This is a genomic window from Hafnia sp. CBA7124 (genome assembly GCF_002355555.1).
GTDB lineage: Bacteria > Pseudomonadota > Gammaproteobacteria > Enterobacterales > Enterobacteriaceae > Hafnia > Hafnia alvei.
In genome coordinates this window covers 572,880-588,608 of the sequence record NZ_AP017469.1, presented here as the reverse complement: position 1 = coordinate 588,608, position 15,729 = coordinate 572,880, and the positions used below count along the sequence as shown (strand labels likewise).

The 15,729-nt window shown below is 49.2% G+C and carries 14 protein-coding genes; 3 read left to right on the top strand and 11 right to left on the bottom strand.

What is annotated here, in order from left to right:
- Positions 1-219: 219 nt before the first annotated feature.
- Both CPY98_RS02750 and CPY98_RS02745 read left to right on the top strand, forming a co-directional pair.
- On the top strand, positions 220-1,215 hold the full coding sequence (locus tag CPY98_RS02750) for a peptidase U32 family protein (RefSeq protein WP_096386253.1): 996 nt from the start codon (positions 220-222) through the stop codon (positions 1,213-1,215).
- Between the two features lie 12 nt (positions 1,216-1,227).
- Positions 1,228-2,106: a U32 family peptidase gene (locus CPY98_RS02745; protein ID WP_025798879.1), complete on the top strand. Its 879-nt coding sequence runs from the start codon at positions 1,228-1,230 to the stop codon at positions 2,104-2,106.
- 67 nt (positions 2,107-2,173) lie between these two features.
- On the opposite strand, the gene CPY98_RS02740 is transcribed toward CPY98_RS02745, so the two are convergent.
- Positions 2,174-3,490, bottom strand: coding sequence for an L-serine ammonia-lyase, iron-sulfur-dependent, subunit alpha (locus CPY98_RS02740; RefSeq protein WP_172625167.1), 1,317 nt, complete (start codon positions 3,488-3,490; stop codon positions 2,174-2,176).
- 75 nt (positions 3,491-3,565) lie between these two features.
- Positions 3,566-4,891 carry an amino acid permease gene (locus tag CPY98_RS02735; protein ID WP_046449766.1) on the bottom strand — a complete coding sequence of 442 codons (1,326 nt, stop codon included), beginning with the start codon at positions 4,889-4,891 and terminating at the stop codon, positions 3,566-3,568.
- 711 nt (positions 4,892-5,602) lie between these two features.
- On the opposite strand from CPY98_RS02735, the gene CPY98_RS02725 reads away from it, so the two are divergent.
- On the top strand, positions 5,603-6,625 hold the full coding sequence (locus CPY98_RS02725; RefSeq protein ID WP_096386246.1) for a luciferase-like monooxygenase: 1,023 nt from the start codon (positions 5,603-5,605) through the stop codon (positions 6,623-6,625).
- Positions 6,626-6,655: 30 nt separating this feature from the next.
- Here the strand turns inward: CPY98_RS02725 and yedF are convergent, their stop codons facing one another.
- The 9 genes from yedF to rbfA form a co-directional block, all read right to left on the bottom strand.
- The gene (yedF, locus tag CPY98_RS02720; RefSeq protein ID WP_025798870.1) at positions 6,656-6,895 is read right to left on the bottom strand and encodes a sulfurtransferase-like selenium metabolism protein YedF; all 240 of its coding nucleotides are present in this window, start codon (positions 6,893-6,895) and stop codon (positions 6,656-6,658) included.
- A complete protein-coding gene (yedE, locus tag CPY98_RS02715; RefSeq protein WP_040046291.1) occupies positions 6,892-8,103 on the bottom strand; it encodes a selenium metabolism membrane protein YedE/FdhT in 1,212 nt (403 codons plus the stop codon). The genes yedF and yedE overlap by 4 nt, the downstream gene beginning before the upstream one ends.
- Positions 8,104-8,331: 228 nt before the next feature.
- Positions 8,332-10,266 (bottom strand): DEAD/DEAH family ATP-dependent RNA helicase, encoded by a 1,935-nt coding sequence (locus CPY98_RS02710; protein ID WP_025798866.1) that lies wholly within the window; start codon positions 10,264-10,266, stop codon positions 8,332-8,334.
- Positions 10,259-10,333, bottom strand: coding sequence for a protein YrbN (yrbN, locus tag CPY98_RS21080; RefSeq protein WP_102961607.1), 75 nt, complete (start codon positions 10,331-10,333; stop codon positions 10,259-10,261). The genes CPY98_RS02710 and yrbN overlap by 8 nt, the downstream gene beginning before the upstream one ends.
- Positions 10,334-10,439: 106 nt before the next feature.
- Complete coding sequence (nlpI, locus tag CPY98_RS02705) at positions 10,440-11,324, bottom strand: lipoprotein NlpI (RefSeq protein ID WP_025798864.1); 885 nt, start codon at positions 11,322-11,324, stop codon at positions 10,440-10,442.
- A gap of 123 nt (positions 11,325-11,447) precedes the next feature.
- Positions 11,448-13,562 carry a polyribonucleotide nucleotidyltransferase gene (pnp, locus tag CPY98_RS02700; protein ID WP_043490729.1) on the bottom strand — a complete coding sequence of 705 codons (2,115 nt, stop codon included), beginning with the start codon at positions 13,560-13,562 and terminating at the stop codon, positions 11,448-11,450.
- A 332-nt stretch (positions 13,563-13,894) separates the two neighbouring features.
- Positions 13,895-14,164 (bottom strand): 30S ribosomal protein S15, encoded by a 270-nt coding sequence (gene rpsO, locus CPY98_RS02695; RefSeq protein ID WP_004093717.1) that lies wholly within the window; start codon positions 14,162-14,164, stop codon positions 13,895-13,897.
- 137 nt (positions 14,165-14,301) lie between these two features.
- Positions 14,302-15,255 (bottom strand): tRNA pseudouridine(55) synthase TruB, encoded by a 954-nt coding sequence (gene truB, locus CPY98_RS02690; protein ID WP_043490727.1) that lies wholly within the window; start codon positions 15,253-15,255, stop codon positions 14,302-14,304.
- Complete coding sequence (gene rbfA, locus CPY98_RS02685; RefSeq protein ID WP_096386243.1) at positions 15,255-15,665, bottom strand: 30S ribosome-binding factor RbfA; 411 nt, start codon at positions 15,663-15,665, stop codon at positions 15,255-15,257. Before rbfA ends, truB begins: the two co-directional genes overlap by 1 nt.
- Positions 15,666-15,729: the final 64 nt, after the last annotated feature.

Here is a 15,729-nt window from a genome sequence, read left to right as displayed (position 1 = left end):
CCTTATTAGTTTGGCACGCATAGAGCGCGAAAATAATTTGGGTAAAGAATAACCGCCATGTTGCTGCTGTCAACACGCGAGAAACTGCCTCAAATCAAAACGGCTGATGAATGGGTTATCTAGAATGATCGCCATTAAAATTATCACTCAGGGTTCAACCGATCACCTGTTGTCATTAATTGCCACTCATCGCTAACGTGGCTTGTTCAGGAATGATATATGGAGTTGCTTTGCCCCGCCGGAAATTTACCTGCCCTGAAGGCAGCGATCGATAACGGCGCAGACGCCGTTTATATCGGTTTAAAAGATGATACCAATGCACGGCATTTCGCTGGCTTGAACTTCACCGAGAAAAAACTTCAGGAAGCCGTTAGCTATGTGCACCGCCACAACCGCAAATTGCACATCGCGATTAACACCTTTGCCCACCCTAACGGCTATGCCCGCTGGGAACGTGCCGTAGATATGGCCGCACAGCTGGGAGCCGATGCGCTGATTTTAGCCGATCTCGCTATGCTCGAATATGCCGCCGAGCGCTATCCGCACGTGGAACGTCACGTGTCCGTTCAGGCTTCGGCAACCAATGATGAAGCCATCCGTTTCTATAAACAGCACTTTGACGTGTCGCGTGTGGTACTACCGCGCGTGCTGTCGATCCATCAGGTGAAACAGCTGGCACGCACCAGCGAAGTTCCGCTGGAAGTCTTTGCTTTTGGCAGCCTGTGCATTATGGCCGAAGGGCGCTGTTACCTGTCGTCCTATCTCACCGGCGAGTCACCTAACACCGTTGGAGCCTGCTCTCCAGCTCGCTATGTGCGCTGGCAGCAAACCCCTCAAGGTATGGAATCACGCCTGAATGACGTGCTTATCGATCGCTATGAAGATGGCGAGAACGCCGGTTATCCAACGCTGTGTAAGGGCCGTTATATGGTTGATGGCGAGAAATATCATGCGCTTGAAGAGCCTACTAGTCTGAATACCCTTGAGCTTCTGCCTGATTTACTGGGTGCAAATATTGCCTCGGTGAAAATTGAAGGCCGTCAGCGTAGCCCTGCCTATGTAAGCCAAGTGGCGAAAGTATGGCGTCAGGCCATCGATCGCTGCCAGAAAGACCCAGAAGGCTATAAAGCCGAGCAAAGCTGGATGGATAGCCTTGGCGCAATGGCCGAAGGAACTCAAACCACATTGGGTGCCTATCACCGGAAATGGCAGTAAGGAGCTGAAAGCATGAAATATTCTCTAGGAGCCGTGCTCTATTACTGGCCAAAAGCCGAAATTGAACGTTTTTACCAAGCCGCGACGCAAAGCGAAGCCGATATTATCTATCTCGGTGAAACCGTGTGTTCGAAGCGTCGTGAAATGAAAGTGGCTGATTGGCTGGACGTCGCCAAACAGGTGGCACAGTCGGGCAAACAGGTTGTTATCTCAACGCTTGCGTTATTGCAGGCACCTTCCGAGCTTAATGAGCTGAAACGCTATGTTGAAAACGGTGATTTCCTGATTGAAGCCAACGATCTGGGCACGGTAAACATGGCCGCCGAACGCAAATTACCGTTTGTGGCGGGACATGCGCTGAACTGCTACAACGCCGTCACGCTGCGCTTATTACACAAACAGGGCATGATGCGTTGGTGTATGCCGGTTGAGCTTTCTCACGACTGGCTTAAAAACGTGATGGCACAGTGCGAAGATCTGGGCATCCGCAATAAGTTTGAAGTGGAGGTGCTGAGCTATGGCCATCTACCTCTAGCCTATTCTGCCCGTTGCTTTACCGCGCGTTCGGAAGATTTGCCTAAAGATCAGTGTGAAACTTGCTGCATCAAATACCCTCAAGGTCGCCGCGTGTTATCGCAAGAAAATCAGCAGGTTTTCGTGCTTAACGGCATTCAGACCCAAAGCGGATATTGTTATAACCTCGGTAATAACCAGCTAGAAATGCAGGGATTGGTCGACATCGTGCGTCTATCGCCAGAGAGTATGGATACGCTCAGCGTGCTGAGCCAGTTCCGCGCTAATGAACGAGGCACTCAACCATTAACGTTGGAAAATCGTGCCGACTGTAACGGCTATTGGCAGCGCGTTGCTGGGCTCGAACTGGTTCAGTAACCCTCTGTTTATCAGCAAAAATGGGAGCCAAGGCTCCCATTTTTATACTAGCCATGCTCACTCACTGTTATGAAGCTTTTTTAGCCATGATCTCGATAATCTGCGTATCTGTTTGCTGCATCGAGTGGCAGGCTAATGCGCAGAGATTCGCAATCGAGCGGTCTACATCATCGGTCACGATGCCTTCATTGCCCGTTACACAGCTGTTGTCCAGCGCCATCAGCACGGCTTTATAGGCAGCTGACACGCTGGTTGATACTTTCATCGCACAACTATTCGATGCGCCATCACAAATCATGCCGCTCACGTCACCAATCATGCTGCTAATTGCCATGGCTACCGTTTCATAGCGCCCTTCAATCAACCATGCGATCCCCGCCGCCGCCCCCATTGATGCCGTGGTTGCGGCACAAAGCGCTGACAGCGTTGGCAGTTGGCTATGGATATAGATTGCCGTGAGATGTGACAGCATTAACGCACGCGTTAGCTGCTCTTCGCTAGCACCGAGGTACTCAGCCACCACCACCACTGGCATAGTGGCCGCAATGCCCTGATTACCCGATCCTGAATTACTCATGGCCGGCATTACCGCGCCGCCCATGCGCGCATCAGAAGCCGAAGAAGTACGGATCATGATATCGGTGAGTAAATCACGCGCTAATAAGCCGCGTTCACGCTGGCGCTGTAGCGTCGCGCCGATATGCAAGCCATATTGGTTGCTGAGGCCCTCTAGCGACAGCGCCTTATTCAGCGTGGCGGCTTCCAGAATAAAATGGATGCGCTCCAACGGCACGTTAATCGCAAAATCAAATACCTGCTTTAGCGATGCTTTTTTCAGGCAATAACCTTCTTGGCAAAGCGCTTCGTCGCTGTTCTCTGCGCTATGGCAAGCATCAAACAGCACCTCACCGTTTTTGGCAATTTTGATCACATTGGTATGGCCATCGGCAATCGTGACACAGACTGACTCCGTTGGGCCAAACACCGTGACCTGAGAGAATAGAATGTGCTCGCACGGTTGTTGGATACCCACGGTAACGGCACCGCTCGCCAGAAGCGACTTCCCTGCCGCTATAGACTCTGGCGTTGCATGTTTGAGCACTTCCAACCCTGCGTTGGCATCACCACCGATTGCCCCTACAGCCGCGGCAATCGGCAGCCCAACCATCCCCGTACCTGGCACGGTAACGCCCATACCATTTTTCATCAGATTAGGCGAAACGCGTGCTTCGATACGTTCAACGGATTCAGGAAGATATGAAGCGGCAACGGCGGCAGCCAGTGCTAAAGAGACTGGCTCTGTACAGCCTACCGCGGGCTTAACTTCTTGCTGTACCGCGCGAATAAACTCATTCCATAATTCATCGCGTGATTCGGTACACAACAGATTTTCGCTTTCATACTTGCTCATAATTCAGACCTTAATAACAAGACTACAAAAATATTCAGTTTTAATTTATTAGGAGAAGGCTAGGAATGGAGAAACACATAACAGCAGCCCAGTAATGATAATAATGGTCAGCGAAGTGCCTTTATATTTATGCAAAGCAGGTACTTTGTAGACCAAATAAGCAGGAATTAAGCAGCCCACCATCCCAAATATCGGACTACAGATGGAAGTAAAACTTAATACTGGCGCGTTAAGAATGATGGCACTCCAAGCCAATAGAATGGCGAACAACATAATTCCATTCTGAACCCATTTTTCATTGATCTTTTCGGCAGGCATACGACGACGCAGAATGTTCATCACAATACCCTGCGTTGCCTCACGGAAGCCTAAGTAGACGCCAAAGAAAGCGGTCATTACGGCAAAGATATTCAGAATAACGCTGACTACCGTTGCCCAACTCCCAGGAAAGAATTGCGCGGCAATGGCGAGAGCCGATATGTTTTGCTCGTAGGCTTTAACCGCTTCGTCGTGGCCCATCGCCAAGGTGAAAGAGACTGCATAAAAGAATACCGTGACGAATAGAACACCAAAGGCAATGTTCATTGCTCGCAGCGCTTTATGGCGAGCAACCTCGCGTGATTTTTCTTTAGAGCGGTAAGAAATCACCATCGGGCTAAGAGTTTGAATAAACAGAATAGACGTTAGAGTAAACGGCAACGTGATGATGGCATTTTTGATCAGCAACCCCATCGGCGGTAACGCTCCTGCATTGTACAGATGCCACATACCCACCATCGAGACACCTAACGCGGCCACTACTAAAAGCTTTGTCAGAACCATAAAACTGGAGAGCTTAAATAATAGCTTTTCACCACGAGATGAAATGGCAACCAAAATACAAATCAGCACCAGTCCATAAAATGGGTTTTCAGAAAGAAGCCCGTCCGTCACACCAAAAGTATGTAAATAGGATGCACTATCATTAGTAATCGCCGTTGAATAAACGAACATCCAAATAACCAACATGACGAAATATAATGCGCCTAATAAAATACCCCAGTTTTTGCCCAAGTATCCGCTGATTACACTCGGATAGTCTTTACACTCTGGAGATTCAGCTAAGGTATTAATGAATAAACGCTGGAATAAATACATCGCAGGGTAACCAATAATGGAAGAGAGTAAGAAAACCCATAATCCCATTAGCCCCACCTGAACCGGTAAAAAGACAATACCGGCGCCAATTGCCATGCCGATACTCATAATGATCCAACCGGCGTCCGTGCTATCAAACTTGATGGCCTCACGCCATTCGCTTTCGGACATGCCTCCACGACTATTGGCAGAAAGATCGTTCACAACGATACTGCTATTCTCTGATGCTGTTTCCATAATAATTCTCGCTCGCCATATCCCGTCATACTTCAAACTGCATTATTGCTAAGTGCGATAGTTCACTACCGTCTCGACGCAGTTCTCAATATTTTGGGTATTTTTATGTGTAGGTTTTATTTTCTTTTTAATGTACAGACGTAATATGCAGGCTTTTTATTATGCAGAAATGATACGCCGGCCAAGGGAGAATATTTTTTCAACTACGTCCCCCATAATGGCAGTTTGTGAGAAAAATATTCTCCCAAAAGAGAATAAAACTAAAAATTTAACTCTAAAAATACGGTTTTATAAAAGCACTGACCTGAATGCAAATATGAAAAATCCTAATTATATGAATAATATGGAAATTTCATTTTATGCGTCATAACCAAAGATGTAACGCCTTAACGGCATAGGAAATTTTTGTGATATACAGCAAGTTGGCGGGAGTGGAAAAACAAAGAACAAAGCCCTACTAATATGATGGTTATCACACAATAAACGATAAGAACTCTCGCATCAGTCGTTTGCTCTGTAGTTTGTTGAATAAATGAAAACAGTTGGAATATTAAACTAGATTTTCTGAATAAGCGATTCAGGCTTTGATTTTGACTCAAACTCCCCCATTGAAATAGCACGCTAATCCACAACCAGCTATTGATTAATTATCACATATGATTAACATCAACCTAAAACCAGACCGATTGGTCTATTAATAGGAATAATGTTATGACTTCTCGTTCCGTACCCTTTTCAGTTCTCGACCTGTCTCCAATCCCTACAGGGGCAACAGCTCGTGATGCATTTCATCGTTCGCTGAGTCTGGCCCAGCATGCTGAGAACTGGGGTTTTCATCGCTACTGGCTAGCTGAGCATCACAACATGACCGGCATCGCGAGCGCCGCTACGTCAGTGCTGATTGGTTATATCGCTGGCGGAACCAAAACCATTCGCGTTGGTTCAGGCGGCGTGATGCTCCCCAACCATGCCCCGCTGGTGATTGCCGAACAGTTTGGCACGCTCGAGTCTCTCTATCCGGGGCGTATTGATTTGGGGTTAGGCCGTGCCCCAGGTTCCGACCAGAGAACCATGATGGCTCTACGTCGCAGCCTTCACGGAGAAATTGATGATTTCCCTCAAGACGTGCTCGAACTACAGCGCTACTTTGATGAAGTGATCGAGGGTCAGCATGTACAAGCCGTTCCTGGGCAAGGTTTGCACATTCCTATCTGGTTGTTGGGCTCAAGCCTTTACAGCGCGCAGCTGGCCGCGAAGCTCGGATTACCCTTTGCCTTCGCCTCACACTTCGCCCCCGATATGCTGCATCAGGCATTAGCGCTTTACCGTAGTCAGTTCCAACCATCGGCGACGTTAGCTAAGCCATACGCGATTGTCTGCATCAACGTGGTCGCCGCCGATAGCGAACGTGACGCACGCTTCCTGTTTACCTCAATGCAGCAGCAGTTTATTAATCTTCGTCGTGGCAAACCGGGGCCTTTACCTGCTCCAGTACAAGATATCTCCGGCTATTGGAGCGGCGGTGAGCAGTACGGCGTTGAACAGGCGCTTAGAATGTCTGTGGTGGGCGATCCCACTCAGGTGAAGAGCGGATTGGAAGCGTTACTACGAGAGACTCAGGCGGATGAAATTATGGTTAACGGGCAGATTTTTGACCATCAGGCGCGTCTGAGATCTTTTGAGATTGTTGCCGACATCAAACCCCATCTGAGCATTCCTGAACTGATTGGCTAAGGCACCTAATGCGCCTTAGCCAGCGCAGGTTTATCGCTGAATGAGATAGCGGATGGTTGGGCCATCTTGTTGGATGTCGAGCACAGTGTAACCGTGATTCTTGGCATCCAGCGGGATGTTATTAATAGACTGAGGGCAATCGCTCACCACTTCTAAAATCTCACCTGGCTTCAGATTGGGCATCGCTTCTAATGTGGCGACCGCAGGGTACGGACACGGCTCACCAACCATATCTAAACGATAGTCTGGAATAATCTCTGCGTGTTTCATGCGATCTCCTTAACAGCGTTGTTCACCTGAGTTTTAGTGCGAAAGAAACGTTTTTCCCATGCTACAACCAACAAAAATGCCGCCAGCAGCATAAGGTAAGTCACCAGCAATCCACCCAGCGGGCCAAAGGTTTGCAGCAGATTCACTTTGTCGTATGACGTTGCTAAAGATGGCGCCAAATCGTCCCAGTAATAAGCCAAAATGGTTGCGCCCAAAATATTACCAAAACCAACCCACCAGAAATGTACCTGCCCTTCAACCGCACGATACATCCAGCCAGTTTCACAGCCGCCAGCCAGTACAATACCGAAGCCAAACAGTAGACCACCCAGTACCGCATTTGGTCCTGCCCACATAATTTTTGGTGGCAGCCCCATTTGCACATAGCTGAAAATACCGATAGCGCTCACCGCCATACCAATGATGATAGCCTTGGCCATATGAGTGCGGCCAGTGATCCATAAATCGCGGAATGCTGAGGTAAAGCAAATTTGAGCACGTTCGATCAGCAAACCAAAACCTACACCAAATAGCATGGCTAAGCCTAGCTTAGGCGCATTCATCGCGGTTAAACCACCCCAAAGGATCACCGCCAAGAAAATGATCATGCCTAAACGAAAACGACGTTTAGCCTGAGCCGGTTTCTGCGTTAGCGGAGACGCCGCGCTGACTTTCTGTAATTTAACCGGAATGCGGAACATTGGTAGCAACGTGAAACGAGCACCGAAATAGGAACCCACCGCCGTTGCTAATGCAAAGAACCATGCATGAAGAGAGAACTGAGGAATTCCGGTAAAGAACGCCGCAAGGTTACAGCCCATCGCTAAACGTGCGCCAAAACCAGCGATCATGCCACCCAACACAGCCTGAAAGATACGGATACGATGCTGTGGCATACGCAGTTTGACGTTATTAGCCCACAGCGCGGCAGCGAAACAGCCACCGAACATGCCGATAACCATCATGCCATCAATGCGATCCAGCGGTGAGCCCTCAAGCCCAATCACTTTAAAATAACCCCATTGCTCAGGATGAGCGCCGAATAGCTGTAATACATGCCCGCCCCAGCGGGTAAATTCCCCTGTCACAGCCCAGAACGTGCCGGTGATGCCAAAGTAGTAAGTCGATAAAACACCCGCGGCAATAACCGCAGGGAGCGGTGCCCAGAATTTTATGAGGTATTGCTGTTTGAAGTTTAACCAAGACATGAAGTATCCCCTTGTTATTGCAGCCCCCGACCGGGGAACTGTCTTGAGGTTGTCACCCTCAATCGCCAAGCATGATACGCCGATAAAACGTATTTCAAAGGCAAGAAACAAACTTATGGAAATAACCACACAGAAAGCGGCCAGATAGAGAAAATCAGATAAGTAAAAAGCAAAAAAAAAAGCCAACCCGAAGGTTGGCTTAATATGCTCTAGTTTAGAACAGCGCGATTATGCGTCGTTGCTAGTCGGAGTACGACGACGTGGCGGCTGTGCTGCATCATCACGACGTGGGCCGCGTGGTGCTGCGCTACGATCGCTGTTACCACGACGGTCATCACGGCGAGGTGCGCCATCACGTCCACCGAAGTTACGACGCTCACCACCTTCACGGCCACCACCGAAGTTACGGCCACCGCGATCGCCTGCTGGGCGTTCACGACGTGGTTCGCGTGCCGGAGCATCACCCATCAGCTGCATGTTCAGCGGCTTGTTGAGGATACGGGTACGGGTGAAATGAGACAGCAGATCACCTGGCATACCTTTAGGCAACTCGATGGTTGAGTGGGAAGCAAACAGCTTGATGTTACCAATGTAACGGCTGCTGATATCACCTTCGTTAGCGATAGCGCCAACGATATGACGAACTTCAACACCATCATCACGGCCAACTTCAATACGATACAGTTCCATATCGCCGGCTTCACGACGTTCACGACGTGGAGCAGCGCCTTCGCGTGCTTCACGTGGCTCACGATCGCCACGACGAGCGAAACGGTCACCTCCGCGTTCGTTACGATCGTCACGGTCACGGAATTCGCGACGTGGACGACGTTCCATAACTGGATCTGGTGGCAGGATCAGAGGACGTTCGCCCTGTGCCATTTTCAGCAATGCTGCGGCCAGAGTTTCCATATCCAGCTCATCTTCCGGCTGCAGTTTAGTCAGCAGATCGCGGTATTTGTCCAGATCGCTGCTTTCCAGTTGCTGCTGAACTTTAGCGGCAAACTTAGCCAGACGACGTTGACCCAGCAATTCTGCATTCGGGATTTCAACTTCTGGAATAGTCAGCTTCATGATGCGTTCAATGTTGCGCAGCAGACGACGTTCGCGGTTCTCAACGAACAGCAATGCGCGACCAGCACGGCCAGCACGACCGGTACGGCCGATACGGTGAACGTAAGACTCAGAGTCCATCGGGATGTCATAGTTAACAACCAGACTGATACGGTCAACGTCCAGACCACGTGCAGCAACGTCAGTTGCAATCAGGATATCCAAACGACCGTCTTTCAGACGCTCCAAAGTCTGCTCACGCAGAGCCTGATTCATATCGCCGTTCAATGCAGCACTGCTGTAACCGCTACGTTCCAACGCTTCTGCAACTTCCAGAGTGGCATTTTTGGTACGTACGAAGATGATTGCAGCATCAAAATCTTCAGCTTCAAGGAAACGAACCAGCGCTTCGTTTTTACGCATACCGAACACAGTCCAGTAGCTCTGGCTGATGTCTGGACGTGTAGTGATGCTTGACTGAATGCGTACTTCCTGTGGCTCTTTCATGAAGCGACGGGTAATACGACGAATAGCTTCTGGCATAGTTGCAGAGAACAGCGCCGTTTGGTGCTGTGCTGGGATCTGCGCCATGATGGTTTCAACGTCTTCGATGAAGCCCATACGCAGCATTTCATCCGCTTCGTCCAGAACCAAACCGCTCAGGTTAGACAGGTTCAGGGTGCCACGTTTCAGGTGGTCAAGCAGACGACCAGGAGTACCCACAACAATTTGTGGCCCCTGACGCAGAGCGCGCAGCTGTACGTCGTAGCGTTGGCCACCGTACAGAGCAACAACGTTTACGCCGTTCATGTGTTTAGCGAAGTCAGCCATCGCTTCAGAAACCTGAACTGCCAGCTCACGAGTTGGAGCCAGAACCAGCACCTGTGGTGCTTTCAGGCTTGGATCAATATTGTGCAGCAGCGGTAAAGAGAACGCCGCTGTTTTACCGGAACCGGTCTGAGCCATACCCAGAACGTCACGGCCATTTAAAAGGTGAGGAATACATTCCGCCTGGATAGGAGACGGTTTTTCGTAGCCCAGATCGGTCAGGGCTTGGATAATTGGTGCAGCTAACCCTAGGTCAGCAAAAGAAGTTTCGAACTCAGCCATGTACACGTGCCTCATTGATGGCGGCCAGTCTACATAACTCGTCTAGAAAATGGACAATGATTTTCATTGAAAAGTGTGAACCGGCTCAAATTAGATTAAATAACGAACAAAAAGCCCTCACCTCAAGGAGGTGATAAAGCAATTAAAAAAGTATAGGCGTAGTTGTTCGTCAGCTATTGCTGGTCCGATTCTGATAGGTCGTCTTGCTCTTGGCCCAAAAGCGCCAATTCCAACAGTGCATAGCGGTGCTCAACAAAGTTATGTACGTTGTTGGCAACCGTCAGTTTGAACAGCGCAGAGGCACTGCTCTTGTCCCCCAGACTCAGGTAATATTTACCTAAATAGAAGTCAGTTTCACTGAGATGCTCAGCGAGCGAAGTGTTATCCGTTGCATCTTCCTGTAAGCGTGTCATCAATGTTTTCTGATTGATGGTGCCCAGGTAGAATTCGACAATATTCCATCCCCATTGATTCCTGTTCGCCTTGTTATATCGCTGTTCCAGCGAGGCAGTGGCTTTCTTTGGATCGATTTCACGTTCCACAAGGTAAAGCCATAACGAACGGAATGGATCATTGGGATCGTCTTGATAAAACGCCTGCAGATCATCCTGCGCTAACGGGTATCGACCACCATAATACAGTGCGATGCCTCGGTTTAAACGCGCGTAGTTGTAAGTTGGATCAAGCTCTAGTACAGAATCAAACGCTTCATAGGCGGCATCAAAATTGCCAGCCTGCGTTAAGTAAATCCCCAGATAGTTAAAAACTTCTGGCATATCAGGACGAATAGCCAGCGCTTGCGAAAAATCGTTACGCGCTAAAGCTCTCAGTCCTAGACTATCATACAGTACTCCGCGCTCATATAAAAGCTGTGCGCGTTCATCATCTGTCAATGCACGGCTGGCAAGGATTTGTTCCATGCGCGCCAGCATGACTTCCTGTTGCAGCGAAGGCTGTAACGGAATTGCTAGTACTTCGTCTTTACGCCAATCAAGGTTGCTGCATCCTGCCAGCAGAATTGCTGTCGCAACGTAACACCAGCGCAAGATAGGCTTCATTTCCCAACTCCCGAAGACCAACATCGGATTGATTTCCTATCATCCATATAAGCAAATACATCCTGTATTTGCGTAACAAACGGCTTCCCACCTATGCAGGAAGCCGTAATACTGAACGGTTTGTTATTCAGCAGCTGGAGCAGCGGCCTGTTCTGGCGCGCTTGCTTCTTTGATGCTCAGGCGGACGCGACCCTGACGGTCAACTTCCAGTACCTTAACAGGAACATCCTGACCCATCTGCAGATAGTCGGTTACTTTCTCAACACGCTTGTCAGCGATCTGAGAAATATGTACCAGACCTTCTTTACCGCCACCGATAGCAACGAATGCACCGAAATCAACGATACGGGTTACTTTACCCTGATAGATACGGCCAACTTCGATTTCAGCAGTAATTTCTTCGATGCGACGAATAGCATGTTTCGCTTTTTCGTTGTCGGTTGCTGCAATTTTAATCGTGCCATCGTCTTCGATTTCGATAGTCGTGCCAGTTTCGTCAGTCAGTGCACGAATAACAGAACCACCTTTACCGATGACATCTTTGATCTTCTCAGGATTGATCTTGATGGTATGGATACGTGGAGCGAATTCAGATATATCGCCACGCGGCGCGTTAATCGCCTGTTCCATTACACCCAGAATGTGCAGACGTGCACCTTTAGCCTGATTCAGAGCCACCTGCATGATTTCGCGGGTGATGCCTTCGATTTTAATATCCATCTGCAGTGCAGTGATACCTTCGCGGCTACCTGCAACTTTGAAGTCCATGTCGCCCAGATGATCTTCGTCACCCAGAATATCAGACAGAACGACGAAGTTTTCATCTTCTTTAACCAGACCCATAGCGATACCAGCAACGGCAGCTTTGATCGGTACACCTGCGTCCATCAGTGCCAGTGAAGCACCGCAAACAGAGGCCATAGAAGAAGAACCGTTAGATTCGGTGATTTCTGAAACCACACGAACGGTGTACGGGAATTCGTCTTGCTTAGGCATTACTGCCAGCACGCCGCGCTTCGCCAAACGACCGTGACCAATTTCACGACGCTTAGGTGAGCCCATCATGCCAGTTTCCCCTACGGAGTACGGAGGGAAGTTATAGTGTAGCAGGAAGCGGTCAGTCTGCTCGCCGGTCAGGCCATCAATGTTCTGAGCATCACGTTCTGTACCCAGAGTTGCGGTAACCAGAGCCTGAGTTTCACCACGAGTGAACAGTGCAGAACCATGGGTGCGAGGCAGTACGCCAGTGCGAACGTCCAGACCACGGATCATGTCTTTTTCACGGCCATCGATACGTGGCTCGCCACGCAGCACACGGCTACGTACGACATTTTTTTCCAGTGAACCCAGAACATCAGCGATTTCGCCAGCGCTCAGAGATTCGTCTTCAGCCTGCAGAGCAGCGATAACGTCAGCTTTGATTTGATCAACCTGAGCGTAACGAGCCTGTTTTTCAGTGATGTGGTATGCATCGCCGATACGGGTTTCAGCCAGAGCAGCAACGCGCGCGTGCAGCGCTTCGTTAACAGCGGGAGCAGTCCATTCCCAACGTGGTTTACCAGCTTCAGCAACCAGCGCCTTGATGTTTTCAATAACAACCTGCTGCTGATCGTGACCGAATACAACGGCACCCAGCATCTGGTCTTCGCTCAGCAGTTGAGCTTCAGATTCAACCATCAGTACTGCGCCTTCGGTACCTGCAACAACCAGATCCAGCTTGCTTTCTTGCAGCTCATCTGTTGTTGGGTTCAGCACATACTGGTCGTTGATGTAACCAACGCGGGCTGCACCGATTGGGCCATTGAATGGAATACCAGACAGGCTCAGGGCAGCAGAAGCACCGATCATCGCAACGATGTCTGGGCTAACCTGCGGGTTTACAGAAACAACGGTAGCAACTACCTGAACTTCATTCAGGAAGCCTTCTGGGAACAGTGGGCGAACTGGGCGGTCAATCAGACGCGCAATCAGAGTTTCGCCTTCACCAGGACGGCCTTCACGACGGAAGAAACCACCTGGGAAACGACCAGCAGCGTAAGTACGCTCCTGATAGTTAACGGTCAGAGGGAAGAAGCTCTGGCCTTCTTTAGCTTTTTTAGCACCAACAACGGTAACGAATACCGCGGTATCATCCATGGTAACCATTACAGCAGCAGTGGCTTGACGAGCCATCATGCCAGTTTCCAGCGTTACGGTATTCTGACCGTATTGGAATTTGCGAACGATAGGATTCAGCAAAGTATTTTCCTTATCTTTATAAGTTTAATGGCGTCATCAAAACACCATCACGCTTTTGCCTTCGATCACTTCGTTGCATTCTCGCGACTAATGGAAATCACTGGTCATCCAGAGACTTGCATTAGCCGCGCGAACATCTGCAAAAAGGATCGTCACTCGGCATGCGTTATCAGCAACAGTCTAACCGACTCTAGTTTTAACGCTTACTTCTTTAACAACAACGATTTTAACAACCGAATTTGAGTTAACTACAATACATTAACCTGATTTGCGATTGCTTCCTAGAAGAAAGGGGCCAATCTAGGCCCCTTTACTTCTGAAAATCGTTTGGACTAGCGACGCAGACCCAGACGTTCGATCAGGCTGGTGTAGCGAGCTACATCTTTACGCTTCAGGTAATCCAGCAGCTTACGACGCTGAGAAACCATACGCAGCAGACCACGACGGCTGTGGTGATCTTTTTTGTGTTCAGCGAAGTGACCTTGCAGGTGGTTGATCTGTGCAGTTAACAGAGCAACCTGAACTTCGGTGGAACCGCTGTCGTTAGCGTCACGACCGAAGTCAGCAACGATTTGAGCTTTAGCTTCAACACTTAGAGACATTATAGAACTCCAAATTCATAAAACGATTAAAAAGGCGGGCGCCGATCTCTAATTCAGCTGCCCAATACATAAGCCGCGCTATTCTACTCTGAGCGCAATAAGATCGCAACAAAGCACCTTATCGAGCTCAGTGCACCTTACTCTTCAGGAACGCGCTCTTCTACTACTAGGCGACGTGGGGCCAAGCGTCCTTGGTCATCCACTTCGCCAACGCCGATAAATCGACGTTTCTCACCCACATTGATGCGCACCATACCTTCAGCAGGCAAACCTTGCACCTGCACCGGTTGTCCTTGAAGAACATAGGCGGCAACCACATCGGTTAGATTGATTTCCGGCAAATGAGATGCAGCGGTATCCATCGGCAGCAGCAGCGGATCGAGAACCGTTCTCGGTTCAACGCCAGCCTCTTCAGCAGCGGCAACCATTTGCTGCAATTGCTCCAGAGAAACCATGCGCTCCGACGGATAATTAGAAACCTGCACACGACGCAAATAGATGACGTGTGCGCCACAGCCTAAAACCTCACCCAAGTCATCAATGATGGTTCGGATGTAAGTACCTTTCGAGCAGTGGATTTCTAACTCTAACTCATCGCCTTCCCAGCGAATAAACTGCAGTTCATACACCGTAATGTCGCGAGCTTCGCGTGGGACATCAATGCCCTGACGCGCATACTCATACAGAGGCTTACCTTGGTGTTTAAGCGCAGAGTACATCGATGGGATTTGTTGGCTATCACCACGAAACTGCTCCAGCGCCGCATCCAGTTGTTCCTGAGTAAATTCCACAGGACGTTCCTGAACCACTTCACCATCGGCATCCGAGGTATTTGTTCTTTGCCCTAAACGCGCAATCACGCGGTAGCGTTTATCGGCATCCAGCAAGAACTGAGAAAATTTGGTCGACTCACCTAAGCAAATAGGCAGCATACCGGTTGCTAAAGGATCTAGCGCACCGGTATGGCCTGCTTTGTTGGCGTTATAGATGCGTTTTACTTTCTGCAAAACGTCATTTGAGGATAGACCTTGGTGTTTGTCTAATAACAGAACGCCGTTAATATCACGGCCGCGACGGCGAGGTCGTGACATTATTCCTCCTCAGAGTTACCTGAAGTATCACCTGACGCTGAGCGACGCTCTTCGTCATTTTTCACAACGCTGGTCACCAAGTTAGACATACGCATACCTTCAACCAAAGAGTTGTCGTATGCAAAAGTCAGTTCAGGCACAACACGCAAACGCATTGCTTTACCAATCAACATGCGGATAAAGCCAGAAGCTTCATGCAACGCTTTAAGACCGACTCGAACCGCGTTTGGATCGTTATCATTCAAGAAAGTGACAAACACTTTGGCATAAGCCAGATCGCGGGATACTTCAACGCCAGATACCGTCACCATACCGATGCGTGGATCTTTAACTTCACGTTGCAAAATGATCGCAATCTCTTTCTGCATCTCTTGAGATACACGCTGAGTACGGCTGAATTCTTTTGCCATTTTGGATTCCTCCCAGACGAATTGGGGGGCATTAAGCCCCCCAAAGATATTATAAGCTGAGCGC